Annotated in this window: 27 protein-coding genes; 18 read left to right on the top strand and 9 right to left on the bottom strand. The window is 35.5% G+C overall.

Annotation, left to right across the window (positions count from 1 at the left end):
• Positions 1 to 16: 16 nt before the first annotated feature.
• From PLI06_01290 to PLI06_01275, 4 genes are all read right to left on the bottom strand, one after another.
• Complete coding sequence (locus tag PLI06_01290; GenBank protein ID HOI76234.1) at positions 17 to 241, bottom strand: type II toxin-antitoxin system HicA family toxin; 225 nt, start codon at positions 239 to 241, stop codon at positions 17 to 19.
• Complete coding sequence (locus tag PLI06_01285; GenBank protein ID HOI76233.1) at positions 238 to 438, bottom strand: type II toxin-antitoxin system HicB family antitoxin; 201 nt, start codon at positions 436 to 438, stop codon at positions 238 to 240. Before PLI06_01285 ends, PLI06_01290 begins: the two co-directional genes overlap by 4 nt.
• A gap of 166 nt (positions 439 to 604) precedes the next feature.
• Positions 605 to 1,759, bottom strand: a complete 1,155-nt coding sequence (locus PLI06_01280) for a Fic family protein (GenBank protein HOI76232.1) — start codon at positions 1,757 to 1,759, stop codon at positions 605 to 607.
• A 264-nt stretch (positions 1,760 to 2,023) separates the two neighbouring features.
• A complete protein-coding gene (locus tag PLI06_01275; GenBank protein HOI76231.1) occupies positions 2,024 to 2,167 on the bottom strand; it encodes a hypothetical protein in 144 nt (47 codons plus the stop codon).
• 172 nt (positions 2,168 to 2,339) lie between these two features.
• Here PLI06_01275 and PLI06_01270 point away from each other — a divergent pair, with 172 nt between their 5' ends.
• Complete coding sequence (locus PLI06_01270; GenBank protein ID HOI76230.1) at positions 2,340 to 2,900, top strand: hypothetical protein; 561 nt, start codon at positions 2,340 to 2,342, stop codon at positions 2,898 to 2,900.
• Positions 2,901 to 2,926: 26 nt separating this feature from the next.
• Here PLI06_01270 and PLI06_01265 read toward each other — a convergent pair whose 3' ends face one another.
• Positions 2,927 to 3,115 (bottom strand): hypothetical protein, encoded by a 189-nt coding sequence (locus PLI06_01265; protein ID HOI76229.1) that lies wholly within the window; start codon positions 3,113 to 3,115, stop codon positions 2,927 to 2,929.
• Between the two features lie 83 nt (positions 3,116 to 3,198).
• The gene (locus PLI06_01260) at positions 3,199 to 3,762 is read right to left on the bottom strand and encodes a hypothetical protein (GenBank protein HOI76228.1); all 564 of its coding nucleotides are present in this window, start codon (positions 3,760 to 3,762) and stop codon (positions 3,199 to 3,201) included.
• Positions 3,763 to 4,032: 270 nt separating this feature from the next.
• Here PLI06_01260 and PLI06_01255 point away from each other — a divergent pair, with 270 nt between their 5' ends.
• The 3 genes from PLI06_01255 to PLI06_01245 all read left to right on the top strand — a co-directional run bounded on the left by PLI06_01255 (position 4,033) and on the right by PLI06_01245 (position 5,330).
• Entirely contained in the window at positions 4,033 to 4,179 is a 147-nt protein-coding gene (locus tag PLI06_01255) for a hypothetical protein (protein ID HOI76227.1), read from the top strand.
• Between the two features lie 82 nt (positions 4,180 to 4,261).
• The gene (locus tag PLI06_01250) at positions 4,262 to 4,870 is read left to right on the top strand and encodes a hypothetical protein (GenBank protein ID HOI76226.1); all 609 of its coding nucleotides are present in this window, start codon (positions 4,262 to 4,264) and stop codon (positions 4,868 to 4,870) included.
• Positions 4,871 to 4,877: 7 nt separating this feature from the next.
• On the top strand, positions 4,878 to 5,330 hold the full coding sequence (locus PLI06_01245) for a hypothetical protein (GenBank protein HOI76225.1): 453 nt from the start codon (positions 4,878 to 4,880) through the stop codon (positions 5,328 to 5,330).
• Here PLI06_01245 and PLI06_01240 read toward each other — a convergent pair whose 3' ends face one another.
• Positions 5,331 to 5,855 (bottom strand): hypothetical protein, encoded by a 525-nt coding sequence (locus tag PLI06_01240; protein HOI76224.1) that lies wholly within the window; start codon positions 5,853 to 5,855, stop codon positions 5,331 to 5,333.
• 22 nt (positions 5,856 to 5,877) lie between these two features.
• On the bottom strand, positions 5,878 to 6,513 hold the full coding sequence (locus PLI06_01235) for a hypothetical protein (protein ID HOI76223.1): 636 nt from the start codon (positions 6,511 to 6,513) through the stop codon (positions 5,878 to 5,880).
• Positions 6,514 to 6,790: 277 nt separating this feature from the next.
• On the opposite strand from PLI06_01235, the gene PLI06_01230 reads away from it, so the two are divergent.
• The 7 genes from PLI06_01230 to PLI06_01200 all read left to right on the top strand — a co-directional run bounded on the left by PLI06_01230 (position 6,791) and on the right by PLI06_01200 (position 17,253).
• Positions 6,791 to 7,669, top strand: a complete 879-nt coding sequence (locus tag PLI06_01230) for a hypothetical protein (protein HOI76222.1) — start codon at positions 6,791 to 6,793, stop codon at positions 7,667 to 7,669.
• A gap of 184 nt (positions 7,670 to 7,853) precedes the next feature.
• Positions 7,854 to 8,459 carry a hypothetical protein gene (locus PLI06_01225; protein HOI76221.1) on the top strand — a complete coding sequence of 202 codons (606 nt, stop codon included), beginning with the start codon at positions 7,854 to 7,856 and terminating at the stop codon, positions 8,457 to 8,459.
• 14 nt (positions 8,460 to 8,473) lie between these two features.
• Complete coding sequence (locus PLI06_01220) at positions 8,474 to 9,313, top strand: hypothetical protein (protein ID HOI76220.1); 840 nt, start codon at positions 8,474 to 8,476, stop codon at positions 9,311 to 9,313.
• A complete protein-coding gene (locus PLI06_01215; protein HOI76219.1) occupies positions 9,300 to 9,662 on the top strand; it encodes a hypothetical protein in 363 nt (120 codons plus the stop codon). Before PLI06_01220 ends, PLI06_01215 begins: the two co-directional genes overlap by 14 nt.
• A 126-nt stretch (positions 9,663 to 9,788) precedes the next feature.
• Positions 9,789 to 12,644: an ATP-dependent DNA helicase gene (locus PLI06_01210; GenBank protein ID HOI76218.1), complete on the top strand. Its 2,856-nt coding sequence runs from the start codon at positions 9,789 to 9,791 to the stop codon at positions 12,642 to 12,644.
• Complete coding sequence (locus tag PLI06_01205; protein ID HOI76217.1) at positions 12,641 to 14,512, top strand: DNA methyltransferase; 1,872 nt, start codon at positions 12,641 to 12,643, stop codon at positions 14,510 to 14,512. Before PLI06_01210 ends, PLI06_01205 begins: the two co-directional genes overlap by 4 nt.
• Complete coding sequence (locus PLI06_01200) at positions 14,509 to 17,253, top strand: DEAD/DEAH box helicase family protein (GenBank protein ID HOI76216.1); 2,745 nt, start codon at positions 14,509 to 14,511, stop codon at positions 17,251 to 17,253. The genes PLI06_01205 and PLI06_01200 overlap by 4 nt, the downstream gene beginning before the upstream one ends.
• 134 nt (positions 17,254 to 17,387) lie before the next feature.
• On the opposite strand, the gene PLI06_01195 is transcribed toward PLI06_01200, so the two are convergent.
• A complete protein-coding gene (locus tag PLI06_01195; GenBank protein ID HOI76215.1) occupies positions 17,388 to 17,951 on the bottom strand; it encodes a hypothetical protein in 564 nt (187 codons plus the stop codon).
• A gap of 467 nt (positions 17,952 to 18,418) precedes the next feature.
• Between PLI06_01195 and metG the strand changes: the two genes are divergently transcribed.
• The 7 genes from metG (at position 18,419) to PLI06_01160 (ending at position 26,066) form a co-directional block, all read left to right on the top strand.
• Positions 18,419 to 20,452, top strand: a complete 2,034-nt coding sequence (gene metG / locus PLI06_01190) for a methionine--tRNA ligase (GenBank protein HOI76214.1) — start codon at positions 18,419 to 18,421, stop codon at positions 20,450 to 20,452.
• 105 nt (positions 20,453 to 20,557) lie between these two features.
• Positions 20,558 to 20,680 carry a hypothetical protein gene (locus PLI06_01185; protein ID HOI76213.1) on the top strand — a complete coding sequence of 41 codons (123 nt, stop codon included), beginning with the start codon at positions 20,558 to 20,560 and terminating at the stop codon, positions 20,678 to 20,680.
• A complete protein-coding gene (locus PLI06_01180) occupies positions 20,671 to 21,981 on the top strand; it encodes a PQQ-binding-like beta-propeller repeat protein (protein ID HOI76212.1) in 1,311 nt (436 codons plus the stop codon). Before PLI06_01185 ends, PLI06_01180 begins: the two co-directional genes overlap by 10 nt.
• A 109-nt stretch (positions 21,982 to 22,090) precedes the next feature.
• Positions 22,091 to 23,044: a hypothetical protein gene (locus PLI06_01175; GenBank protein HOI76211.1), complete on the top strand. Its 954-nt coding sequence runs from the start codon at positions 22,091 to 22,093 to the stop codon at positions 23,042 to 23,044.
• 103 nt (positions 23,045 to 23,147) lie between these two features.
• The gene (locus PLI06_01170) at positions 23,148 to 24,353 is read left to right on the top strand and encodes a PQQ-binding-like beta-propeller repeat protein (protein ID HOI76210.1); all 1,206 of its coding nucleotides are present in this window, start codon (positions 23,148 to 23,150) and stop codon (positions 24,351 to 24,353) included.
• Between the two features lie 67 nt (positions 24,354 to 24,420).
• Entirely contained in the window at positions 24,421 to 24,708 is a 288-nt protein-coding gene (locus PLI06_01165; protein ID HOI76209.1) for an ACT domain-containing protein, read from the top strand.
• Positions 24,709 to 24,713: 5 nt separating this feature from the next.
• Positions 24,714 to 26,066, top strand: coding sequence for a PFL family protein (locus PLI06_01160; protein HOI76208.1), 1,353 nt, complete (start codon positions 24,714 to 24,716; stop codon positions 26,064 to 26,066).
• Positions 26,067 to 26,071 lie beyond the last annotated feature (5 nt).

The following is a 26,071-nucleotide window of genomic DNA, read 5'->3' as shown; positions in this document are numbered from 1 at the left end:
TCTTTTAATATGAAAACTATTTGTATTGCTCAAATTCTTCCGGTGTTAATCCAGAATCTTTTATTATTCTCATTAATGTACCTTTCTTTAGTTCTTTGTGAAGCGGGACGGTGACTTTGATAAGCCCATTTTCGCCTAGTTTCTCAAGTCTAACATGGGAGCCTTTTTGCCTTACTGCAATAAATCCTGCCTTTTTTAGGATTTTGATAACTTCTAAGCCTGAAAGGACAGCAGAGTTCATATAGCCACTTCGAGCCTTTCTCCGGAATACTCCACAAGCTCATTTACATCCGGCTCCAGGTATAGTTCGATGGCCTCTTTGATATTCTTTAGCGCTTCAGCTTTTGTCTCCCCTTGGGAAATACAGCCGGGAAGAGAAGGAACATAAACAGTGAATCCTCCTTCTTCCTGAGGCTCCAATATAACTGTTAGCTTCATATATTCTAATTACTAATAAAGAATATATAAAATTGATGCATATTAAGAGTTTATCTTTAGATCTGGCCCTATCTTTTAATAGAAATTGTTTATTTTTAATAGGATTTATCTCACTGGCCTTATTTTTAGGGCCAAGTTACTTTAAAATTAGAACAACTTTATAGTTTTAAATCTCTTTTATTATCTCGTAAATCTCATGTGCAACATAGATTTTTTCTCTTTCTTGGCGTTTTGTTTCCTTTAAGATTTCATATTTGATTAATTTATCGATATACTTCTTTGCAGTTGGATAGGTAACGCCAGATTCTTTTCCTGCCCTAGAGACTGTAATAAAAGGATTTGAAAACAAGTAATCTATTATGTTTAATATGTCAGAAGTATGTGTCTCCATTTGGACCCTTTTCCTATATGATTCTCTTAGGTCCAGAAGTTTTTGCGCCCTTAGTAACGCATCTTCTGATTGAACTTCAACGGCCTTTAAAAAGAATTTAATCCACTCCTCAAATCTGCCTGTTTGACCAGTTTTAAGCAATAGCTCATTGTATTGGAGCCTGTACTTTTCAAAAAATTCACTGATATAAAGCAGTGGTTTTATTATCTTCTTTTTCTTGCATAAATAGACCGATATGAGGCTTCGGCCTATCCTGCCATTGCCATCGCAGAACGGGTGGATAGTCTCAAACTGGTAATGCATCAATGCACATCTGACTAGGACTGGAACATTGTGCTCTGTATTTAGGTAATCTATCAGTTCATCCATCAATTCTGGAACAGATTCAGGATTTGGCGGGACAAAAACAGCATCGGATACTTTGGATAGCTCAGAGCCAATCCAGTTCTGGACTTCCCTAAATTTTCCTGGCAACCGTTCGTCCCCTCTGACACCTTCCATCAGTATCTCATGCATGTTTTTTATAAGGCTCAAATCTATCTGATTTTTTTCAATTTGCTTTAAGGCAAAATTGACAGTGTTTATGTAATTAATTACCTCTCTCGCATCAGGAGTTTTTTCTTCCCCCTCTTTTGATTCTGAAAGCAATACTTCTTGCAGAGATATTCTTGTGCCTTCTATTCTTGTGCTCATTATAGCTTCTTTTCTTAGGTAAGGGATGATAAGTAGATTTGGACTTGGAAGTGTTAATCCCACCCCTGATAGTTTTCCTAGTTTCTCTTCAGCCTTTGACAGTATCAAGACCAGTTCTTCATCAAAATCAACCTTTGGGGGCAAGGGGTCTGGTATGAAAACATTGTATTGCTCACCCGCTCTATTTTCAATAGGCACTATTTTTCCAAATGCATTTTTATAATTTTCTGCTTCCACATATTACTATACGGGTTTATTCTATTTAAAATTTTGCATTATTTTTTAATAGAAATAGTTTCTATTAAACGAAATGGCCTTTTCTTTTAATAGAAGTTGGGAATATTAAAGGATCCTTTAATATGAATCCTTCTTATTAAACAAAACACGGTATTTTTTTAATAGGATTTATCTCACTGGCCTTATTTTTAGGGCCAAATAATTAAAAATAGTTATGTCAGTTCTAAATATTAATCTCAATCATTTTTGATATATTCTCTCTGCCTAAAGATAGTCCCAGAGGTCATCTTCATCATTGTTCCATATTTCTTTTAGTTCAGGGTCCATGGCAAAGATATTGTTTGAGCCCAAAACCTCAATCATTATATCTTCTAGTTTGTGGAGTTTTTTATCAAAAATCTTATCCATCTAACAATTAAAATATATTTGTATATATAAAACTTTATTGATTTTAAATTATATCGAAGACTAGCCCATAAACGGTAAGAAAACAAAATCTATTTTTAGGGCCAACTTTCTCATAGTCATAACAAGAAATTTATATCAAGCTACCATTTAATTATTAAGAGAATGATTTAGTATGTCCGATATTTTAGGAAAACAATGCCCGAGCTGTGGTATTAAATTTGTCATGGAATTAGAAAAATGCCCGATATGTAATGTTTATCTAGAGAGTATTTCTGATACAGAAGTTTTTGATAGCAGTGGCTTCACTAAAGAAGGCTTTGACAGGCACGGCTATGATTTGGAAGGCTATGATAAGCACGGATTTGATAGAGAAGGCTATAATAGAGCAGGATACTCCAAAGCGGGCTTCGATAAAAAAGGATTCAATAAACAAGGCATCCATAGATATACAGGCAGAAAATTTAACTTTCAGAACATTGACAAAGACGGCTATGATGACAAGGGATTTGATAGAGAAGGCTATAACAGAGCTGGCTATGATAGATTTGGCCGAGATAAAGAAGGATTTGACAAAGACGGGTACGACAAAAATGGATTTGATAGAAACGACCTTCACAGAAATGGGACAAAATATGGGTATAACGGCTTTGACAAGGATGGTTTTGATAGGGAAGGATATGATCATTATGGATGCAATCGGGAAGGTAAGAAGAGAGATGCAAAGTCAGGTTAGAGCCCTATAGAATATTTTTCATAGGTTCATTTCTTACTGGCCCACTTCTTGGCAACTTTTGTAGGGAAAAGAGTTGCAAATATTGTCTTTTGCCAGTTTAGAAATTTATCAATGCAATCTAAACATATGTCCACACTATTAGACTCATCAATCTTTAGCTGATTTAATTTTGCATTATATTTCTCAATTGGTTTCTTACATAATACGCAATCCATTACACTCACTTTCCTAATGAGATTTATCTTCTAAATTTACTGGTAAAAAAATAATTCAAATTATAAAGATAAAAAGAAAGATATTAATCTGTTTTACCAAATCCAAATATCTTCATGAATGAAAGCATTGGTAGACTTGGGGCTATTCTGACTGGGACTACCCTATCACAGCAACTACATGGCCCTGTTCTGGGATTGCATTTGAATGTGAAATATACTGTACCTGGGCGAACTGCCCTAAATGTGTATACTGTGTGATCAAGACCTCCGCTTCCTTTTTTGAATGCTTCTTCGTAATCATAGGATGACCCATCAGTATAATATGCTCTAAAGTCTATTAATTCTACAAGACCCAAACGAACTGGAAGTCCATTCAAAACGACTTCACCCCATATCTCTTGGCGTGTAAAATCATCGACTTTTATCCACTGCCAATATGTCTCTTGTTTGTTATGGGTAATGGTAAATGTTTGCCCAACTTTAACTGTCGTCATACTAATCCCGTAAGGGGATCCTTCGCATAGACATGGAGCTGAACCATCACATGAAGAGCATGGAATGTCTACAGCACTGCTAAGGGCTGATGCTACCCCAAATGTGCTTCCAACAAATAACAAGCTTAACAATAAAGTTATTATTTTTCTCATAGCTATCACCATTATAATTATTTAAAAATAATTCTTATCTCATTTAAACTTTTGCCTAGAGTTCTTTATGGGATTTAAGAGCGGAGCAGTCAATTTTTTTTATTTAGAACTAATTAATTCTTCCTAAATATTTAAATATAATAAAATGAGGAAAATCTTATGGGAAAAAATCCAAAATGCCCAAAATGCGGGGGAGAGAATACTGTTCCAATTTATTATGGATTGCCAATGTATGAGATGTATGAAAAGGAGTAAAAGGGAGAGCTTGTATTGGGAGGGTGTTGCATTAGTGAGGACTCGCCCGAGTGGTACTGCAAAGAATGTAAGAACAGATGGGGGAACTATTCTGAATATTTGATTAGACAAAGACAAGAGTTACTCGAAAGATTTGAAAAACATAAGGAAGAGACTTATTAATCTCGATTAATTTTAATTTCTCTTAAGAATATGAAAGCACCTCCCGATAAAACTTTTATAGGTCTAGCGCTTATTTTAAGTCATGATATTTTCTAAACTTAATGTAAAAATTGTGCCAATAGGAAACTTAGATGAAAAATTCCTATTTGATTTCAAGGAGGAGTTCCAAAAACTACTATCTGATGCAGTTGGAATTGATGTTGACTGTTTTTTTAATAATCCTCATAATCCTGATAAATCTTCTGAAGATAAAGTATTACAACATAGTATCCCAAGCACTGCATACAACCCCCATATGAGCAAATACAATACTAGGCCTCTTTTCCTATTTGGCAAAAAAATAAAGGAGGATACAGTTAGGCGGCCAAAATCTTCCGCCCTTCTAAAAATACTCTTGTTAACTGATTTTGATATTTATAGGGAAGGCTACGAGGGAATTCTTTTCGGTGAAGCTGAAAAAGGGGGCGATATAGCAATAGTCTCAACAGCTAACTTAAAGGACAGCCATAAAGATCCCAATTTAAAAAAGGACGAAGCGATAAAGGAAGCATTGCATGTGTTCGGATATCTGCTCGGACTTGACGCTTGCACCACACCAGGATGCGCCATGAGCCCAGCTAAAGATGTAAAAGATATTGATAAAAGGAATAAGGCCTACTGCAAGGACTGTTTGGATAAAATATTTTGCTGATGTTTCTATGTCACTAACAAAACTAATGGAAGATGAAAGGGCCGAAGTAAAGCTCGCTAAGAAGGACTGGGAGGAAGGATCAAAGCTTGTTGGCCAAGGGAAGTTCTATGAAGCTATAGAGTTAATGGAAAAAGCGCTTGAAGTTTTTACTGAGCTTGGGTATAGAGAAGATGTTACTGGCCTTATCAATCAGATTGGCATTGCCTACATGCTATCTCCAATAAAAGATAATTCTACAGATACCTTGCTTAGATCAATAGAGTATCTAAATGAAGCGGTGGCTGCAAATTCTATCGAAGAATATCCTGACTACTATGCCATGTCCTACTATAATCTTGGAAATGCGTATCTGAATCTAAGCCAGTTCGTTGATAGAGAAAAGAATCTCAATCGGGCGATAGGCTGCTTCAAAAGGGCAGTTAGTGTTTGGTCTTCTGATGCCTTTCATTTAGAGCCTTAACTATCTATGCGGGTCGTCATCCTCTGCTTCTATTTCTTCTCTTGTCTTTCCTTCATAATTTTGCCCACTCTTATCAAAGCCGTCAGGGCCGTACTTTGTCCCTGTGAATCTGTTGACACCTTCTCTATCAAAGCTGAATCTATTGTACCCTTCGATATCGTAGCCATCTTTGTCAAGCCAGGAAAGAGTTTCCCTGTGAACTCCTCCTTTCTCAAAGCCCTGTTTGTCATACCTTGTCCCGGTGTCCCTATGGATCCCTTTTCCGTCAAACCCATACCTATCAAACCCTTCTCTATTGTAGCCCTCTATGTTAAATCCATCTTCATCATAGGCTGTTTTTGTCTTCATGTGCATGCCGTCTTTGTCAAAGCCATTTCTGCCAAAGCCTTTTTCATCAAAGCCTTCCTTATCATACCCATACTTGTCAAAGCCATCCTTATTGTATCCTTTGGGATCGTAGATCTTATGCGTGAGCTTATGGATGCCATTTTTATCAAAGCCGTGCTCGTCATACTCATAGGGCATATTGATCACTTTCTTAATTCAATTATATTTTTACAGCAAGATACTGGAATAGTCCATTTTCCTTTATCCCATTTTCATCATCTTTTATCTCGGAGTATTTCTCCCACCCAAGATCATATTGTCCGTTTAAATTAATCTTTTCTCTTCTACCCTTCATAGTGCCTTCAGAAGCACCTTTCCATTCAAGAGAGCCCCTTAATTTATTTCTATCACATATCCTAAAGGCAGAATCAACAGAGCCGATATTTTTTGAATCCTTCCAATACAATGGATCATTTGTAAGAAAAATTGCGTATCCAAAGAATGACTTGTCTTTAGATACAAATCCTTCTAATCTCCCTATATCTTTACAAAAGTCATACCTTGCAATGTCCTGTGCATGTTGTGTAGTAAGATTAAAAGATTCATTATTATGAGAATGCTCTATTCTTTTTTTCTTATACTTTAATTCTATAGCAATTTTAGAGTTGTTATTGCTTACAAGAATATCGAGATACTTTCTTTTATCTAACTTTGGATAGTCCTTTTCCAATCTTATATCGTATTTGGGATATTTTTCATGAATTTTCCATGCAAGGGCATGTTGGAAATCTGCTTCTGAGTGGAATATTGGGCGCTCGTTACTTAAATCTGACATTATACTTTCAAGAGAAAACATATTAACACCTAAAATATGATTCAATAGAATTACATTCCTAGTTATTTAAGGTTTTGGTAATCGCTTCCCAAAAATAATATAAACTCTGTTCTCCTATACCCACATTGAAAGTGAAAATAATCAAAGAATAATGCAAAAACTTTTCAAATATAAATAAATTCATTAAGTAGATATAAAATAAGGCGGATTAAAATATGTTAGATAAAAAATTATCATTTCAAAAATTGAATATGTTCTATGCTGAAAAAATAGCATATAAAAACAAGTGAGGCATTCTATGAGAATAGAAAAAATATTTTTGGAAAACTATTATGGTATTAGAAACAAAGAGATATTGTTCAATCAGAAAGATGGCAGCGATTTTCATGTTATAGTTCTTGAAGATAACTCAAATTATAATCCATTGATGAATGCTTTTTATTGGTGCTTATTTGGAAAAGATTACTTGCCAGATCGTTATTTATCAAAATCTGAAGGTGAACAAAAAGTTGAGCTATTAATCAATTTAGGTATAAATAATAAATTTTTAATTACGCGTAAAAAGAATAATACGCGTAAAAAGAATAATCAAGAAGATAACATTCAAATAACAAATTATAATTCTCAAGGAATTCCTAAAATCTTAAATAAAGATGATTCTATTTTATTTCTAAAAGATTGTCTGACTAATTACTATTCAGAATTATTCTTTTTAGATGAGGATAATCTAAATAGATTTAGCCAAAAGAATTATTCAAAAGAAGTATTATGTTGCTTAAAAAATAAAGTTAAGCTAGATAATAAAGAACTAAATACGATCATAGAACAAAAGGCTAACTCCTATCTGGCTAGGTTTCCTCCTACAATGAGAAAAATTGGGAAAATAAAAATTGGTAATACTGATAACATCACAGTTGAAGACAGGTTTTCTGATTATGATAGTTTTAGTAGTTTATCAGAAGATGATAAAAATGCAGTTATTCTTTCTTTTGTATTGGCGGCCTTAGAATTATTAGAAGATAAACAGTTTCTTATAATATCAACCCAAAATTACCTCACGAGACCATTTGGACATGAGATCTTCGAATTCATAAAAAGTATGAAAACTCGACCTTCAAGAAATCAAATTATATATCTGCCTACAGCGATGGAGCTAGTGGACTTAAAAAGAATTTAAGATTAAATAGAATTCAATAGATCTTTATCGCTAGATATTTAAGGTTTTGGTAATCGATTTTCAAAAAATAGTAGATAGGTTAAATTTAGAATTAATAGAGAAATGAGTAAGTTAATTTCCGATAATAAAGAGAAAAAAAATTAGTTGGGAAACTATTATAAATATTTATTAATAATAAGAATGCATGGATAAATTAAATCTAGAATCATTTATTAAAAGTTTTTCTTGGAATTCTCTTCCTAATATTTATGGAAGCGGACACAATTCAATTATTGGTTTAATTTCAACTGAATGGATAAAAAAATCTGATACAAATACAGTTCTTGACGGAGCACCATCTGCTTTTACAGGTGCAGGCCGTATAGGGCAGAAAAATGCAGATTTGATTTTATGTAAAAATCAAACTCCCCTATTCGTAGTAGAAGTTGAAACTACCGCAAATAAATATCTAGATAAATTGAATTCTATAGTAGACTATTTGAAAAACAAAGAAGAATATGACTTAATTGCAGGTTTAATGATTATGACAAATTACTGTGCGCCTTGTGAAAAAGCTGGATTAAAGTACTACAAACATAATTGGAAGAGTATTCAGGAAAAAATTATTAGTGATTACGCCAATTATTCTTTCATACTAGTTTCAATTGAAAAAGATAAAGAAAAGATGGACAAAAAAATAAAAGAAGATAACATTAGAAATAGAAATTCATACCATCCTTGGAAAATTAATAATATCGAATATTGGATAAAAGAAAAAGACAATAATGAGATAACGGGTAAATTGTACTAATTTAGAGTGGTCTTATGGAAAGACTCAATTTTTCTTATGAGCACAAAAAATTTTTATCAGATGTAAGAAGACTTTGTATCGTTGAATATTTGATGACGAATAATATTTACTACTACGAAACTATCGATAAAAAAAACTTACATAAATTTTGTAAGGAAAAAGACATTGGATCTCTACCTTCAAAACATAGTAATTTAGTTTATGTATTACAGAATAATAATTTTATAAAAAGGGAAATTAAATATGAAGAGAAATTGAAGATAACTGATCATATATTTGACAAGGATGTTTTAGAATCTTTCACTGAAGCAAGCCCAATTAAATACGTTTACAAAGATGATGTTCTAGAGGGAATAGTTCATTTTTCAGATTATAATAGGTCCGCAGTAAAAATATATCTATACGGAGTTATATCCGAATTTGAAAACAATTTGCGTTCAATCTTCATTTCTACAGAAATTAAAGAAGAAAGTGTACTTGAATATATCAAACGTAAGGCAGAGAAGGACAAAAAAATAGGGATATATGAAGAGGCCAAAAAAAGATATGAATCTTCTAAAAATAAATCATATCCATTTGAATCATTTGATTTAATACATCTACTATGGTTCTACAATCATAATGCAAATAATTATCCTTCATTTAATAAAATCAATAATATAGGAGAGATAACTAAATTAAGAAATAGCATCATGCATTCAAAAATATCCATAGAACTAAAAGATTTTTCAAATGAACCTTTAGTATTTAATTTTCCAAGTTTTGAAAGATTTAGATCAAATTGTTATTCTGTATTTGATGGATTAAAAACTACATATAATATTTTGGGAGATTTAAATAATGACCGATTTTAGAAAGATAAAAACTCGATATGTTAGAAACAAACTGAAAGAACTTGAATATAATGAGGAGAATAAGCAATATATTCAGGATCTGATGTTCATTGAGCGGGTGATATCGGGCGAGAGGATCAATTATATTTCCGGCATGAGCTACGAATCAAAGAAAAGTCAATACAAGGAAGAATTCAAGGAGATATACACAGAGCTTGACCCTGAAGGATACAAGAAGTACTTAGAAGATGAGGAACAGAGGAGAAGAAAATTAGAGGAATCAAAAAAAGAGTGGGAGCAAAAAATGGAGGAGGAAGAGGAACTTTCTAAGAAATCATGGGAAGAAGTTTCTGGTGAGAAATCAATATGAGCAGTCGTGATTTTCTCAATGGAAAAGAAAAATTTTTCCCTATTTTCCCTATTTTTTTCCATATCCTTATAAATGTGAAATTCTATATTATACAATTAAATAATTCAAATCAATGACTGTGATACGATGGATCAAGTGCTTTCAGAAATTATTCAGCTTTTTCCTTTATTAAACAAAGAACAACAAAAAGCTATTACTACTACAGAAGGCCCATTATTACTTATTGCAGGCCCTGGCACCGGAAAAACTTTGGTCTTAGTATTAAGAACACTTTATCTTATAAAAACAGGCAAAGCCAAACCATCAGAAATAGTATTGACAACATTTACTGAGAAAGCTGCATTTGAATTAAGAGATCGAGTTAGCCAAATTTCAAGAAAATTGGAAATTAAAGAATCCCTCCACGAACTAAAGATTGGAACTATCCACAGCATCTGCGAGAGCTTTATTTCCAAAAACTTATTTTATACCCAATTAAAAAATAATTATCTTACGCTTGATGATTTAACTCAGTACTTATTTATTTACGAGCACTTTAATGAAATAGTAGGCCCTCCTAGAAATGACCTTTATCTTGGCAAATGGAAGACAAAATGGTCAACAATAAAGGCCCTTATACCTTTCATAAATAAGATAACTGAAGAGTTAATCGACCCAGAACAATTATTGCGTTCAGAGGATAAGTTTGTTAGGAACTTAGGAAGTACCTATAAACAATATAGAAAGCTCTTATTTGAGAACAACAGAATAGATTTTTCCCATCTACAGACAGTTTTTTTAGATCTATTACAAAATGAAACAGTTGGCCCTAAAATTAAGGATAAGATAAAGTACATAATGGTCGATGAGTACCAGGATACAAACTATGTTCAAGAGCAGATAATCTTAACTTGGGGCAGTCCAATAAATAACATCTGCGTTGTTGGAGATGAGGATCAATCACTTTATAGATTCAGAGGGGCAACGATTAGAAACATAATTGAATTCCCTTCTCATTTTAAGGATTGTAAAGAGATTCCGCTTCTAACAAACTACAGGTCACATAAGCAGATTATTGAAAGATACAATAGTTTCATGCAAGATGTAGATTGGGCCGATAACGATGGAAGATTTTACAGATTTATGAACAAAGAAGTTATCCCTCCAGAAGATACAGTATTTCCAGATTACCCATCAGTATTTTCTATATGGGGGAGAAATGAATTTGATGAAGGCCAAAGAGTAGCCGAGATGATAAAGCACCTAAAAGATAAGAACGTAATAACTGATTATAGGGACGTGGCACTTATTCTAAAAAGTGTTCGAATAGAGTCAAGTGGCCATTACACAGAAGCCTTTGATAGATTGGGAATTCCTTATTTTAATCCAAGGGCCAAGGCCTACTTTGAAAATGATGAAATAAAGATGATGTTGGCCTGCTTTGCTATGCTCTTTGAGTTTATGGGAGAACATTTAGAAAATTATCCTTACCGAGATTATATTTATCAAGGATTTGAATTATTGAAGGATTACATTAAAAGTCCGTTATCTGAGTACATTCAAAGGCGAAATAATCAGATTAACTCCCTTGGCGAAGGGCAATCACTAGATATAACAATTGGAGATTACTTCTATCAGCTACTTGCATACAAGCCGTTTTCTAAATTCTTAAAGGAAGATAATAAAGCTAGAAATTTATCAATATTTTCCTCATTGTTAAGCAAGTTTCAACAATATTATCATTTTAATATTGTAACTTTTAAGAATAAAGAATTTATCAAGTTTTATTTATTTGGAAGTTTCTTTAGATTTTTAATTGATGGAGGGATAGATGAATACGAGGATCCTGACAATCCTTTCCCAAAAGGTCATGTACAAGTGATGACGATTCATCAATCAAAAGGATTAGATTTCCCAGTAATCATAGTAGGGTCTTTATCAAAAGGATTTAGTACGCAAAAGCAGATTGATAGAATTCTAGGTGGCTATTATGCAAGGGGACTATTTGAGCCTGAGAAGAGAATTACAGATTTTGATAGAGCAAGACATTTCTATGTAGCCTTCTCAAGAGCCCAAAAATTACTTGTTCTAACTACAACTGATATTCCTCATAGGTCGTTTGCTACTATTTGGGAAGGTCTTGATCAATGGCCTCATGTTAAAAGAGAACTGCTTGCCGCCCAAAAATTTTCTCCAAAAGATCAGTATGTACCAAAAAGGTCTTTTAGTCTTACTTCAGATATCGACATCTACGAAACTTGCCCCAGGAAGTATCAGATGTACCGAGAGTATAAATTTGAGCCTTCGAGAATAGGGGGTGTTCTTTTTGGAAGTCTAGTCCACCAGACAATAGAAGACATCCATAGAGTTGTTCTAGAAGGCAGATTGGATGAGATAACGCCGACTTTGATAGAAGAGCTTTACAATGAGAACTATAAAGGATTAATTGCAACAGGTTTAAGGCCTTTAGCTCAGACTCCTAGAGAAGCCGGCCTTAAACAAGTGATTACTTACTTTAATCAAAACAAGGATTTAATGGACAGAGTAATTGAAACAGAAGTAGACGTTTCTGTAGAAAAAGATAAATATATAATACTTGGGAAAATAGATCTCCTCTTAGGAAAAGACAATAAGGTTGAGATACTTGACTTTAAGACTCAACCAAAGCCAGACTTTAATGATCTGCTGATTGAAAGATATAAGAAACAACTCTCCCTATATGGATACATAGTGAATCAAAGGTATGGATTGCATCCAGAAAGGCTATTGCTATACTGGACCAGTGAGGAGATAAGAGACAATGCGTTGATGGAGTTCCCATATAGTAAAGATTATGTAAATGAAGTTGGAAAACACTTTGATTATGTTTCAAGTTGTATTATAGAAAAAAAGTTTGATATAAGAAATCCCCCAGATATTTCAAAAACATGTAAAGACTGTGATTTTAGAATTTACTGTTCCAAAGAAGGCGTTATTAATTTCAAAAGTGAGGATGTTATATGAGTAAAATAGATATAAAAAAGCCAGAGCTAGTTTGGAAAGGAAAATATGATAATGAGAGTAATTTAAAACCAATTGATAGGCCTGGACCTTACCCATTCCAAGTTGTCGAAACTATCAACTCTCCGAGAAAAGGAAAAAAATCTGGAGAAAACCTTACTTTGTATGATTTCTATGATGTCGATGAGGGCGATAGTTTTGAGACTGGATGGACAAACAAGCTAATTTGGGGTGACAACAAACTAGTAATGTCTTCTCTTCTCGAGAAGTTTGCTGGAAAAATTGATTTAATTTATATTGATCCGCCTTTTGCTACAGGTGCCGATTTCAGATTGAAAGTACTAGTTGGTGAAGAAGGGGAAGAGATTGAAAAAGATCATTCTATCTTGGAAGAAAAGGCGTATCGGGATACTTGGGGAGATGGGCTTGAATCATACCTAGGAATGATGTACGAAAGACTATATCTAATGAAAGAACTACTTTCTGAGAATGGATCTATTTTTGTTCATTGTGATTATAGAGTTAACTCTTATCTTAGACTAATTATGGATGATATATATGGCAATGATAATATAATTAATGAAATAATATGGGCTTACCATGGGGCCACAAGTCCTGGAATGAAAAGATTTGCAAATAAACATGACACCATTTTATGGTATTCTAAAAAACCAACTTGGATTTTCAATGTTGACGATGTAAGATTAGAATATGCCGATAGTACTCTAAAAAGAGCAGAAAATCCTACGCACCATGGCAGATGGAATCAAGGAAAAGTTGAATTAAATGAAATAGGAAAATTTCCAGAAGATTGGTGGTCGGACATAAAAGCTATGCAATATGTATCACCTAATGAAAGAATAGGATATCCAACTCAGAAACCAGAATCTTTATTAGAAAGAATAATAAAAGTTGGCAGTAATCCTGGTAGTTTGATAGCAGATTTCTTTTGTGGATCTGGAACTAGTCTTGTCGTGGCTGAAAAGTTAGGAAGGCGTTGGATAGGCTCAGATCTTTCTAGATATGCAGTCCATACTACTAGAAAAAGACTACTTGAAATACAAAATTCAAAAGATATTCTTCAGTCTAATAACAAATTATATAATAAAAAAGCTAATCCGTTTGAGATTTTAAATCTAGGTAAATATGAAAGACAGTATTGGAAGAGTACAACTTTTAATTCAAAAGACCCTAATCAAGCATATTATGAATACTTAACATTTATTTTAAAATTATATGGGGCAGAGCCCATTGCTGGGGCGCAATTTATCCATGGTAAAAAATCTAATGCGTTAGTTTATGTTGGATCTATAGATTCTCCTGTTACAATAAACGAGATTATAAATGCAATTACCGAAGCAAAAAAAATGGGGCAAAAAGAACTTCACGTTTTAGGCTGGGAATGGGAAATGGGACTAAACGATGCAATAGATCAAATAGCAAAAAGAGAAAATATTAATCTTAAACTTTGGATTATACCAAACGAAGTTCTAGAAAAACAGGCCATTGATAAGGGCGACATAAAGTTCTTTGAATTAGCTTACTTCAAACCTGAAATAAAAGTATCTGGAAAAGAAATAGCAGTTGAACTAATAGATTTTATTATTCCCCACACTGATCAAATATCTAAAGACATAAGGGATAAAATAAAAAAATGGTCTGATTGGATTGATTACTGGGCAATTGATTTTAATTTTCAAAATGATACTTTTGCTAATAGCTGGACATCATATAGAACTAAAAAAGATAGAACTTTATCACTCAAGGCAATCTACAAGTATAAGGAGCTGGGGAATTACAAAATATTTGTGAAAGTAATTGATATTTTTGGAATAGACACCTCTCAGATTTATGAGGTGACTATAAAATGACTGGAATACCTGAAAGCATAGTTCATTATGATAATAAAATACCCTTGATTGAAGGCCGTGACCCCACTAAATCACCTGGTTGCCACATCGTAAGAGATTTGCCAGGCCATTATAAAATAATGAAAGGTAGAAGAAAAAGTTCTACATTTTTAGTCAATAATATCCGAACCTTAGTAGACAAGTGGAGAGATGAAGGGTACCCTGGAGTAACAGATACTACTAAAGAATTATTAACCTTCTGGTTTGAAAGCGATCATATAACCAAAGGTAGACAGTTTAATTTCTGGTTCTGCCAAAGAGAAGCGATTGAAACATTAATCTATTTATTTGAGGTAAAAAAATTCAACGATTTTGAACAAGTTATAAATGAATTTGCTCAAAAAAATATAACTGGAATCTTGGGGAGTTCTGTAGAAATTATAAAAAAAACAGATGGTAGTAGAGATGTCATCCGATACTTTTCAGAATTAAAACAAATGGGGAATCAAGAAATTCCAGAGGAAGGATTGCTAAAATATGCATTTAAGATGGCCACCGGGTCGGGTAAAACAATAGTTATGGCTCTAATCATTGTTTGGTCATATTTTAATAATATTAAGGAAAGGGATACACGCTACAGCAACAATTTCTTAATAGTTCCCCCCAATGTAATAGTATATGAAAGATTAACAAGGGATTTTAGAGATAATCAAATCTTTTATGATTTTCCATTTATTCCTGTCTCTTGGAAATCATTATGGAATCTAAAGGTTACTTTAAGGGACGACGATTCGCCTTTGGCGCTCTCTGGCAATATAATATTGGCAAATATCCAGCAGCTATACGAATCAAGAGTTGATGGATGGACTCCGGCGAACATTGCAGAAGCTTTCTTGGGGAGACCCCCACAAAAGAATTTAACAAAATCTCCTGTTATGCTTTTGGACAGAATAAAGGATCTCACAAATCTCTTGATTATTAATGATGAAGCACATCATGTTCATGACACAGAATTAAAGTGGCACGAGACTCTTATCTCTATTCATAGATCCATACCAAAGGGAATTACTCTTTGGCTTGATTTTTCTGCTACGCCTAAGACCCAAACTGGTGTTTATTACGCTTGGACAATAGTTGATTATCCATTGGCCCAAGCTGTAGAGGATAGGATAGTAAAAGCTCCAATAATTGTTCACCGTGTCAATAAAAAAGATCCAATTGATGTAAGTCAAGACAATGTAATTGAAAAATATGGAGAATGGTTACTATCATCGATTCATAGATGGAAAGTGCACTATGATTCTTATTCAACTATAGGAAAAAAGCCGATTCTATTTATAATGTCTGAAAAATCTGTGTATGCAGATAAGATTGCAGAGTTTGTTCAAAATAATAAATCAATTTATGATTTCTCAAAGGATGAAATATTAGTTATTCATACTGATACATCGGGAGATATAAAAAAATCAGATTTTGAACAATTACGACGAGTTGCAAGAGATGTCGATAATCCTACAAATAAAATAAAAGTTATTTCTAGTGTTTTAATGCTTAGAGAAGGTTGGGATGTTCAAAACGTTACTGTATGTCTTGGATTACGGCCCTATACAGCGCAGGCAAAAATTCTTCCAGAACAAACTATTGGAAGGGGCCTTAGAATAATGGGTGGAATAACGCAGGACTATATACAAACACTTGAAGTAATGGGAACAAACGAATTTGAAAGTTTTGTCAAGAAGGAGTTAGAACAAGATGGTTTAAGCATAGAAACAGTTCATATCCCACCACCACAAGGAGTAATGATTTCTGCATTAGAGCCATCACGTTTTAAGTACGATATAGAAATTCCCCAGATAGGCTTGAGATACAAAAGAAATTATAAAAAATTATCAGAGATTAATATTGATTCAATTCCAAACATATTCACTTCGGATGTCCTAGAAGAGGAGTGGAAATATAAATTAAGGATGGAATTTGCTACCACAGGCACTGGTATTCATGAAGAGGAGATTAAACACAAGGCAGATTATGAGATAAGAGAAAAAATATCCTATATTGTTAACAACATTATGAAAAAAGCTGGCCTTACTTGCCAGTTTAATGAAATATGCCCCGTTGTAGAGGGGTATATATTAAATAAATGCTTTGATACCAAGATTGATAGTATTGATTCTATTTGTATTAAAACGCCGCTAAGTAGAATAGATGTATCAGAAGGAATCATTTCTGTTCTTGCCCAACATATTGGTGAATTAACAGCAGAAAAGACAGATGTGCTTATTTTGCAAAAACCAATTAAACTATCTGAAACTGAAGTTAGTCCATGGAATAGAAAACATGCAAGGCTTGATAAAACTGTTTTTAACTATGTAGCTGTTTATAATAACTTTGAGGAAGATTTTGCAACATTCCTTGATAGGAGATTTCTAGACATAGAGAGATTTGCTTCACTTGCAACCACAATTTTTAAAATTGATTATCTTAGTTCAAAAGGTTCTACTAGATTTTATCACCCTGACTTCGTTGCCGTTCAGACTATTGAAGATAAAAAGAAATATTGGATCATAGAAACTAAGGGAAGAGAGTACGATGATGTCGATAGAAAAGACGAGGCAATAAAAAGATGGTGTCAAGATGTATCAGAACAAACAGGCCAATCTTGGAATTACCTGAAAGTTCCACAGGTTAAGTTTGATTATATAAAAAGTAGAGTTACAAGTTTTGAAGATTTGATTAGAAGACTTGATAAAGACTATAAGTAAATTGTATTTTTAAAAAGTACAAATTAATAAATTAAGTGTTAACTTAAATGATATTCCAATGAATATCTGATATTACAAACTGAAAAATTAGATAAAAGAATTATTCTAAAATGATATAATTTGTTTCAAACTTATTATCTTTTTTTAAATCTATTTATTAATTCGGAAGCATCGATTAGATTAGATATTTTTACATCAAATTTGGTGCCTTTAACTTTTTCACCACCATGCATAACGTTTCCTTGATGATTAATCTTAGCTATTTCCCAAAAAGTTGAATAATCTATAAATCCAACAATAAAGGCCTTTTTTTTATTTTCACTAAGTTTAATAAAAACATAATAATCCATTAACTTATTTCTTTGTTTTTCATTCACTTCACAATTCCACCATTCTTGTGGGTAATAATCATTTAATTGTGTTTTAACATCTATATTTGCTTTTTCGCCGTTTTTTCTCATCAAAACAAAATCTTTTTCATCAAGATCTGTTAAGCTTTCATCATATTCGTAATAAAAATCATACTCATCTAAAAAGATCTTGAAACTTAATTCACCAAGCTTCCCAATTCGATTGGCTTGAATTTCCTTTCCATCAAGAAATTTATCATGGTAACCTTTATTTTTTGAATCATAATAAATTCTTTCTGCCTTTTTACTCTTTTCAATTAAATTTTCATCAAAAGATATCTCAATCATAAGTATACTAGTAAAAAATTATATATATTCTTTTCTACTATTTTTAATTGTTATCCTGGAGAGATTGCTTAAATCTTCTCTATGGCCAAATCTAAGTATTCTAATAAATCTGAATCGCCTATCTTTTTTAACAATAATTCCTTTTCAAAATAAGCTTCTCCTAAGTTCGTATCTAAACTAATCGCTTTATCAAAATCTTGTAGTGCATAATTATCTTTTTTATTTTTTTAGTACAATCCCCATCTTGCAATAAGCTTAAATATAGCCATGATTAATATTAATAGCTTTTTTGAATTTTCTCAGCACATCATTATATTTTCTGTTTGTGATTAATTTCCATTATGACACCTAAAATTAACATATCTCTTTGATATACAAGAATATTGAAAACTTCTCCTTTAGAGAGCCCTCACAAAGCCTTTTAAATATTTTTTAAGCACTAATAACTACTACTAGGTGTAATCACTATGAGAGAAAGAATACTTGTCACATCCGCTCTCCCCTATGCAAACGGGCCCCTCCATGTAGGCCATATAGCTGGGGCATACCTTCCGGCAGATACCTATGTCAGGTTTAAGAGGCTAGAAGGGGCGGATATCGTATATGTAGGTGGAACAGACGAACATGGAACAGCAATAGAAATAAAGGCTCTAAAGGATGGCGTCACACCAAAAGAGCTTGTTGACTTTTACTATGAGGATATGAAGACTGATTTTAAGAATCTAGGCATATCATATGATAACTTCTCAAGGACTTCCCTCCCAATTCACCATAAGACGTCCCAGGATTTCTTCTTGACACTTCTAAAAAACGGCCATATCGAGAGAAAGGTTGTGACCCAGGCATACTGCCCAAAGTGCAGCATGTTCTTGGCAGATAGGTATGTCGAGGGGACTTGCCCAGCATGCTCCGCACCTGACCAAAAGGGCAACCAGTGCGAGGTCTGTGGCAAGGTCTTGGAACCTATCGAGCTTGTAAACCCAAAGTGCATCACATGCAGCACGACCCCAGAAGTAAAGGATACATTCCAGTGGTTCATAAAGCTTGGCGACTTCCAGGATGAGCTTGAAGTCTGGATGAAGTCAAACAAGCACTGGAGACCGAACGTCGTGAATTTCTGCCTCAACTGGATAAAGGAAGGCCTCCAGGACAGAGCCATAACACGTGATCTAAAATGGGGTATCCCTGTACCCTTAGAAGAGGGAAAGGATAAGGTGCTATATGTCTGGTTTGAAGCGGTCATAGGCTACGTCTCATCCACAAAGGAGTGGGCAGAAAAGCAGGGCAAACCTGATGCCTGGAAGGATTATTGGCTAGACGCAAAAATAGTTCATTTTATAGGAAAGGATAACATCCCGTTCCATGCGATCATGTGGCCGGCTTTCCTCTTAGGATATGGCCAGTATGAAGCGAGAAAATGGAAGCTACCCTATGACGTCCCGGCAAATGAGTACTTGAACATCGGGGGCAAGAAGACATCAACCTCCCGGAACTGGGCCATATGGCTTGGCGACTTTCTAAAGGATTTCCCGCCAGATTACTTGAGATACTACCTAACATCAGTTGCGCCTGAATCAAGGGATTCAGACTTCCTCTGGGAGGATTTCCAGAAGAGGATTAACGATGAGCTAAATGATATCATAGGCAACTTTGTCCATAGGTCCATCACATTTGCTTTCAATAACTTTGATGGCAAGATTCCCCAAATGGATGAATCTCTTTTAGATGATGACGATAGAGAGGCAATAAAGTCCATAGAGGAGATCGGAAAGAAGGTAGGGGACCTCATAACAGTATTCAAGATGAAGGATGCGATGAAAGAGGTCGTCTCATTTGCAAAGAGCTGCAACAGGTACTTTGATAAGAAGGAGCCCTGGAAGCAAGTCAAAACCGAAAAAGCAAAGGCAGCAAACACAATCTACATATCACTAGAGCTTGCAAAGACTCTATCAATGGTGCTAAATCCGTTCCTGCCGTTCTCAACAGAAAAGATGCTAAAGGAGATAGGCATCAATAAGTTTTCTTGGGATGACAGCTCTAAGCTCTTATTAGAGCAGGGAAAGCCTCTGGCAAAACCAGAGCCAGTGTTCTCAAAAGTCCCTGATGAGGAGATAAAGAGGCAGGTCCAAAAATTAGAAAATCCAGCCCCAATGAAAAAAACTTTGGTAAAGAAGGAAACACCCATGATACCATTTGATGAGTTTGCAAAACTTGATATAAGAACTGGAAAGATAATCTCTGTAGAAGACCACCCGAAGGCGGATAAGCTCTATGTCATGAAGATTGATGTTGGTGAGGAGAGAACAATAGTCGCAGGCATAAAGAGCTACTATAAGAAAGAGGAATTAATCGGAAAGAAGATAGTGGCAATCTGCAATCTAGAACCCGCAACAATCCGTGGTGTAAAGAGTGAAGCTATGCTTTTGGCAGCTGACGACGGAAAGCTTGTATCCCTTCTAGCAGCGGACAAGGAAATGAAAACTGGTGCAAAGATCAGATAAAATTTTATTTATTTTCTCTTCTTTTTCTTAAAATTTTGAAAATCAAATCCCAAAAGCTTAAATATTATTTTTTACTTTTTATTAACAATTATAATGGTGTTTATTATGAAGAAGATAAAATCCGTATTGATAATAGCTATATTGCTATTTAGTATGTTTTTTGTTTTAAACACTGTCTCTGGGCAGGCTTATCCCCGAATCCAGTGGTATTTGAAGATGTGGGTTTAGATTATAATTTAGAATACAAACAGCCGGTGCTTGCTGATGTCGACAAGGACGGGAGGATGGAGGTCATCTATGCCGAAGATGATGATGATACGGTTCTCTGCATTGAAACGGATGGAACACTGAAGTGGAAGGCTAACTTTACAGCTGACGTTTATGAATCTACTCTAAAGGTTGCAGACGTAGATGGCGATGGATGGCTTGATGTCTTATGGGGCGATGAAGACGGCTATTATGATAATAGTTTAGTCTGCATCAGTGGCCAGACTGGAGCTTTCAAGTGGTCAAGTGGGAACAGCGGATATGATATGGATTCGATACCTTCAATAGGCGATATCAATAACGATGGGGTAGTCGAAGTCCTTGTTACAAACGATGATTATATTTTATTCTGTTTTGATGGGAGAAACGGGAATGAACTTTGGTACTACGACGACAGAGGGGTTGGCTATGGGATGGTGGCTCCAGTCCTTGTGGACGTTGACGGCGATGGGCAGCTTGAGATAATAGCAATAGGCCAGGATAATAACGATGAGCTTGTTTGCATTGAAACAGATGGCAGCGAAAAATGGCATTTCACTGGCTCTAAGGACAACGAAGGAGTCTACGTTACTCCAACAGTCGCTGACTTTGACGGCGACGGCATGCCTGAGATTGTTTTTTCTAACTATAACGGCGTAACCTATATGGTGGAGCATAACGGAACTGAAAAATGGGTAAATGATGACATTCTCTCTTTATATGGAATAATATACCCCGATTACCAAAATGTTGTTAGTAGTGATCTAGACAATGATGGGGACATTGAGATAATAGTACCAGCTTATTATGGACTCATGGTGTTTGATCACAGAGGAAAGCTCCTCTGGCAGAAAAACGACGGGCTTTCTGGCGACGATCAAGTGGCAATAGAGTATGCCTATGTTACTCTTTGTGATATAAACAATGACAACAAAGTTGAGATACTATACAACAACTACGAGACAGGAAAGATAGATGCAAGGGACTACATGGGAAACCTCATATGGGCATGGAACCCTGATGATGACTACTTCTACCACAACGGCGTTTCTGTAGCAGACATTGACAATGACGGCATACTTGAGATGGTCGTTGGAAACTATGACAATTTAAAAGTTTACTGTGTCGAAGTTGGACCGGTGAATAGGAATTATCCCTCATGGACTACTCACTCCTTTGACAATTATAACACTGGCTTCTACCCAACGATGATTAGAATAAAGAAATCACTTCCATTAGATAAGATAATGAAGATCTTAGAAAAGAACAAAGACAACGAATAAATCTTTTTATTTTATTTATTTTCTCTTCTTCTTAAATATTTTGAAAATCAAATCCCAAAAATTTAAATATTAATACTTTCTTTTATTTTTAACATAATGGTGATTTTTTATGAAAAAAATAAATACTATAATAATAACGGCCTTGCTTTTTGCAAGTGTTTTTATTTTAATAAGCCCAGTTTCTGCGGCGACTTATCATGTTTATGAAAGTGATGGGTGGCAGGTCCTTCATGACACAATTCAAAATGCACCTAGTGGATCAACGATTTATGTCCACGCCGGAACTTACTACATCTTAGACCCTATTGATATTATGAATTATAGCAATATTACTGTAATTGGAGATAGCCCTCATAATACCATAATTGATGCAACATCTTCTGGTGGAGACGGCTTCCTTTGCACTCAAAATTATTTTACCATAAAAAATGTCACAGTTAGAAATGCTCCTTATACAGGCATTAGAGTGGCGTCTGATTATTCCTTAATTGAAAACTGTATTGTTCATGGCAATGGTACTGGGATATATATCGCCCATTATTCAACAGTCAAAAACTGTCTTGCATATGGTAATAGCTATCGTGGGATTTCTATCAATCAGTACTGCGAAGCTATAAACTGTACTTCTGCATTCAATGGGAGTGATGGAATTGAAGTAGAGGACTATTGTAAAGTCTATAACTGCATATTCGCAAAAAATGGTGGCTATGGATTCAATATCGATTCTACGGGGATATACGTATATAACAGTAATTCATGGGGCAATGCCTACGATGATTGGTATGACGATGGCGGCGTTAATTTTAGTAACTGTATTTCAGTTGATCCAAAGTTTGTCGATGGCATAGATACTTTCTACCTTTCAACAAGTAGTCCATGCGTTGACAAAGGCTCCGAGTCATCAGCAGCACTTGGACTATATGAAGGATTTACAACAAGAACAGATGGCAGATGGGACACTGGAATAGTTGATATGGGATTCCACTACGCTTCCAACAGAGGCCCACCATCAAGTCTACCAATGGCAAAAATCCTTGAGATACTCAAAGGCAATCAAGAATAATTTTTTCTCTAATTTTATATTATCTATTTTCACAATTGAAAAGCAATACCCAAAAGCTTAAATAGTATTAATTTCTTTTATTTTTAACTTAATGGTGAGAAATATGAAAAAAATAATAGCTATTTTAATAATTAGTATATTCTTAATATCTTTATGCTCTGTCTATGCAGCAGACGGTGATGTAAAGTGGGACTTCGAAACTAACGGAATTGTCAGATCATCTCCCGCCATTGCAGCTGACGGCACTATATATGTAGGGAGCGGTGACACTTATATTTACGCCATAAACCCCAACGGATCACTAAAGTGGGAATTTGAAACTGGCGCAGGCGTCCACTCATCCCCTTCAATAGGTCCTGATGGCACAATCTATGTAGGCAGTAACGATAATTTCCTCTACGCCATAAACCCCAACGGATCACCAAAGTGGGAATTAGAAACTGGCAGTGGTGTCAGGTCATCCCCCGCAATCGGAGCTGACGGCACAATATATGTCGGTAGCCTTGATGGGTATGTTTACGCCATAAACCCCAACGGATCACTAAAGTGGGAATTCGAAACTGATGATGGTGTCACATCATCCCCCGCAATCGGAGCTGACGGCACAATTTATGTCGGAAGTTGGGATAACTATCTTTACGCCATAAACCCCAACGGATCACTAAAGTGGGAATTCGAAACTGGTTATGATATCGTTTCATCCCCCGCAATCGGAGCGGACGGCACAATATATGTCGGTAGCCTTGATGGGTATGTTTACGCCATAAACCCCAACGGATCACTAAAGTGGGAATTTGATGCCGATGGTGATGTTGAATCATCCCCCGCAATCGGTCCTGATGGCACAATCTATGTCGGCAGTAACAATGATTACCTCTACGCCATAAATCCAAATGGAACAGAGAAGTGGTATTTCGAAGCAGATAAAGATATCAGATCCTCTCCTGCAATAGGCCCTGATGGCACAATCTATGTCGGCAGTAGTGACAATTATTTCTACGCCATAAATCCAAATGGAACAGAAAAGTGGAAACACTATACATACTATAATGTCTATTCTTCCCCCGCAATCGGCCCCGATGGCACAATCTATGTCGGCACTAACGACTATTATCTCTACGCATTTCAGAGTAGCTCAAGTTGGACATACGCGTCTTATCTAAACTCAATGAAGGCGTATGCAAACTCAAACTGGCCTAAGTTCGGGCAGAACAATTTTAATCTTCACAGAGCAATACCCTTGGCCCCAAAATCCCTTCCAATCGACAGGATAATGAAGATACTAGAGAAGAACAAAGATGAAGAATAAATATTTTTAATTTATTTTAATCTCTTTTTTCCACTAACTTTTTAAGATAAAACGCATCTTTCTAGACATGGCAGACCCAATTGGTGAAAAGATTGTTATAACTGTATTATCAGCTGATAGACCAGGTATAGTGGCAGGCGTCACAAGGGTGTTGGCTGACCTAAACGTCAATATATTAGAGCTCAGCCAGACTGTTCTTGACGGCGTATTCTCAATGATAGCCATAGCCGATATCAAAACATCAGGTTATGATTTTAAGAAGATAAAACATGACCTTGAAGCTGAAGGTGTAAAGCTTAATATTAATCTTCTTATACAGCGGAAAGAAATCTTTGATAGGATGCACAGGGTTTGAAGCGTATGGTAACATCAGATGAGATTCTTGAAACTATCAAGATGGTTAAGGTTGAGCAGCTTGACATCAGGACTGTTACCCTTGGTATTAATCTCCTAGACTGCGCTAAAAATGATGTGGGGCATACTTGTGAGAGAATAGCTGAAAAGCTAGAAGATAAAGCTGGTGACTTTGTCGAGATCGTAAACGGCGTGCAGGAGGATTTTGGCATCCCCATAGTGAACAAAAGGATAGCTGTGACCCCTATATCGCTCTTGATAAATGCGCTTGGCATGCCCTCGAAAAAAGCTGCAGTAAAGATCGCCACAACTCTTGACGAGGCGGCTGAAGATCTGGGAATTAATTTTATTGGTGGATATACTGCTTTAGTTCATCGTGCAGCATCATTAGGTGACAACATGCTAATCGAATCAATCCCCGAAGCTATGGAGGCCACAGAAAGGCTATGCTCATCTGTTGTTGTCGCATCAACTAGGGATGGAATCAACATGGATGAAATACTCAGGATGGGTCGCATAATCAAAAAGACTTCTGAGGTATCCGATACTGGCTGCGCAAGGCTAGTCGTACTAGCAAACGCGCCTGAAGATATACCATTTATGCCTGGTGCATTTCATGGCATTGGAAACTCTGACGCATCAATCAATGTGGGCATAAGCGGCCCTGGGGTAGTAAGGGCAGCGGTAGAAAAGACCGATGGGAACTTCATGGAGCTCTGCGATACAATAAAAAGGGTATCATTTAAGATAGTTAGGGCCGGGGAATTGATTGGAGAAGAAGTCGCCAAAAGAATGAAGGTCGACTTTGGTTCAATAGATCTGTCCCTCGCACCAACTCCTGCGGTAGGGGATAGCGTTGCAAAGATTATCGAGGATATGGGGATAGAGCACTGCGGTGGGCCCGGTTCCACATGCGCTTTAGCACTTCTAACAGACGCTGTTAAAAAAGGAGGCATTATGGCAAGCTCCCGTATTGGGGGATATAGCGGTGCATTTATTCCAGTATCTGAGGATAGAGGCATGATAGAAGTTGCAAAGGCAGGGTACATCAATATAGAAAAGCTTGAAGCCATGACCTCAGTCTGCTCTGTAGGACTAGACATGGTCCCAATTCCAGGGGATACTCCAGCAGAAATTATCGCAGGGATTATAGCAGATCAGATGGCAATAGGTGTTTACAATAATAAAACAGTGGGCGCAAGGCTTGTCCCAATCAAAGGTAAAAAAGAAGGGGACTATGTCCACTTCGGAGGCTTGTTGGGCGAAGGGTCAGTCATGCCAGTTAAAAAAATTGACTGCTCTAAGTTTGTGAAACGTGGCGGCAGGATCCCGGCATCAGTTACAAGCTTCAGGAATTAATTTAT

The sequence above is a fragment of the Methanofastidiosum sp. genome (assembly GCA_035362715.1).
In the GTDB taxonomy this organism is placed as follows: domain Archaea; phylum Methanobacteriota_B; class Thermococci; order Methanofastidiosales; family Methanofastidiosaceae; genus Methanofastidiosum.
Note: the sequence above shows the minus strand (reverse complement) of the source record. Positions and strands in the feature narration are given on the sequence as shown.

Bases quoted from the DNA above. Each gene is read 5' to 3' on its own strand.
- PLI06_01290 (HOI76234.1), bottom strand. From the start codon at position 241: ATGAACTCTGCTGTCCTTTCAGGCTTAGAAGTTATCAAAATCCTAAAA.
- PLI06_01285 (HOI76233.1), bottom strand. From the start codon at position 438: ATGAAGCTAACAGTTATATTGGAGCCTCAGGAAGAAGGAGGATTCACT.
- PLI06_01275 (HOI76231.1), bottom strand. From the start codon at position 2,167: ATGGATAAGATTTTTGATAAAAAACTCCACAAACTAGAAGATATAATG.
- PLI06_01270 (HOI76230.1), top strand. From the start codon at position 2,340: ATGTCCGATATTTTAGGAAAACAATGCCCGAGCTGTGGTATTAAATTT.
- PLI06_01265 (HOI76229.1), bottom strand. From the start codon at position 3,115: ATGGATTGCGTATTATGTAAGAAACCAATTGAGAAATATAATGCAAAA.
- PLI06_01260 (HOI76228.1), bottom strand. From the start codon at position 3,762: ATGAGAAAAATAATAACTTTATTGTTAAGCTTGTTATTTGTTGGAAGC.
- PLI06_01250 (HOI76226.1), top strand. From the start codon at position 4,262: ATGATATTTTCTAAACTTAATGTAAAAATTGTGCCAATAGGAAACTTA.
- PLI06_01245 (HOI76225.1), top strand. From the start codon at position 4,878: ATGTCACTAACAAAACTAATGGAAGATGAAAGGGCCGAAGTAAAGCTC.
- PLI06_01240 (HOI76224.1), bottom strand. From the start codon at position 5,855: ATGCCCTATGAGTATGACGAGCACGGCTTTGATAAAAATGGCATCCAT.
- PLI06_01235 (HOI76223.1), bottom strand. From the start codon at position 6,513: ATGTTTTCTCTTGAAAGTATAATGTCAGATTTAAGTAACGAGCGCCCA.
- PLI06_01230 (HOI76222.1), top strand. From the start codon at position 6,791: ATGAGAATAGAAAAAATATTTTTGGAAAACTATTATGGTATTAGAAAC.
- PLI06_01225 (HOI76221.1), top strand. From the start codon at position 7,854: ATGGATAAATTAAATCTAGAATCATTTATTAAAAGTTTTTCTTGGAAT.
- PLI06_01220 (HOI76220.1), top strand. From the start codon at position 8,474: ATGGAAAGACTCAATTTTTCTTATGAGCACAAAAAATTTTTATCAGAT.
- PLI06_01215 (HOI76219.1), top strand. From the start codon at position 9,300: ATGACCGATTTTAGAAAGATAAAAACTCGATATGTTAGAAACAAACTG.
- PLI06_01210 (HOI76218.1), top strand. From the start codon at position 9,789: ATGGATCAAGTGCTTTCAGAAATTATTCAGCTTTTTCCTTTATTAAAC.
- PLI06_01205 (HOI76217.1), top strand. From the start codon at position 12,641: ATGAGTAAAATAGATATAAAAAAGCCAGAGCTAGTTTGGAAAGGAAAA.
- PLI06_01200 (HOI76216.1), top strand. From the start codon at position 14,509: ATGACTGGAATACCTGAAAGCATAGTTCATTATGATAATAAAATACCC.
- PLI06_01195 (HOI76215.1), bottom strand. From the start codon at position 17,951: ATGATTGAGATATCTTTTGATGAAAATTTAATTGAAAAGAGTAAAAAG.
- metG (HOI76214.1), top strand. From the start codon at position 18,419: ATGAGAGAAAGAATACTTGTCACATCCGCTCTCCCCTATGCAAACGGG.
- PLI06_01185 (HOI76213.1), top strand. From the start codon at position 20,558: ATGAAGAAGATAAAATCCGTATTGATAATAGCTATATTGCTATTTAGT.
- PLI06_01175 (HOI76211.1), top strand. From the start codon at position 22,091: ATGAAAAAAATAAATACTATAATAATAACGGCCTTGCTTTTTGCAAGT.
- PLI06_01170 (HOI76210.1), top strand. From the start codon at position 23,148: ATGAAAAAAATAATAGCTATTTTAATAATTAGTATATTCTTAATATCT.
- PLI06_01165 (HOI76209.1), top strand. From the start codon at position 24,421: ATGGCAGACCCAATTGGTGAAAAGATTGTTATAACTGTATTATCAGCT.
- PLI06_01160 (HOI76208.1), top strand. From the start codon at position 24,714: ATGGTAACATCAGATGAGATTCTTGAAACTATCAAGATGGTTAAGGTT.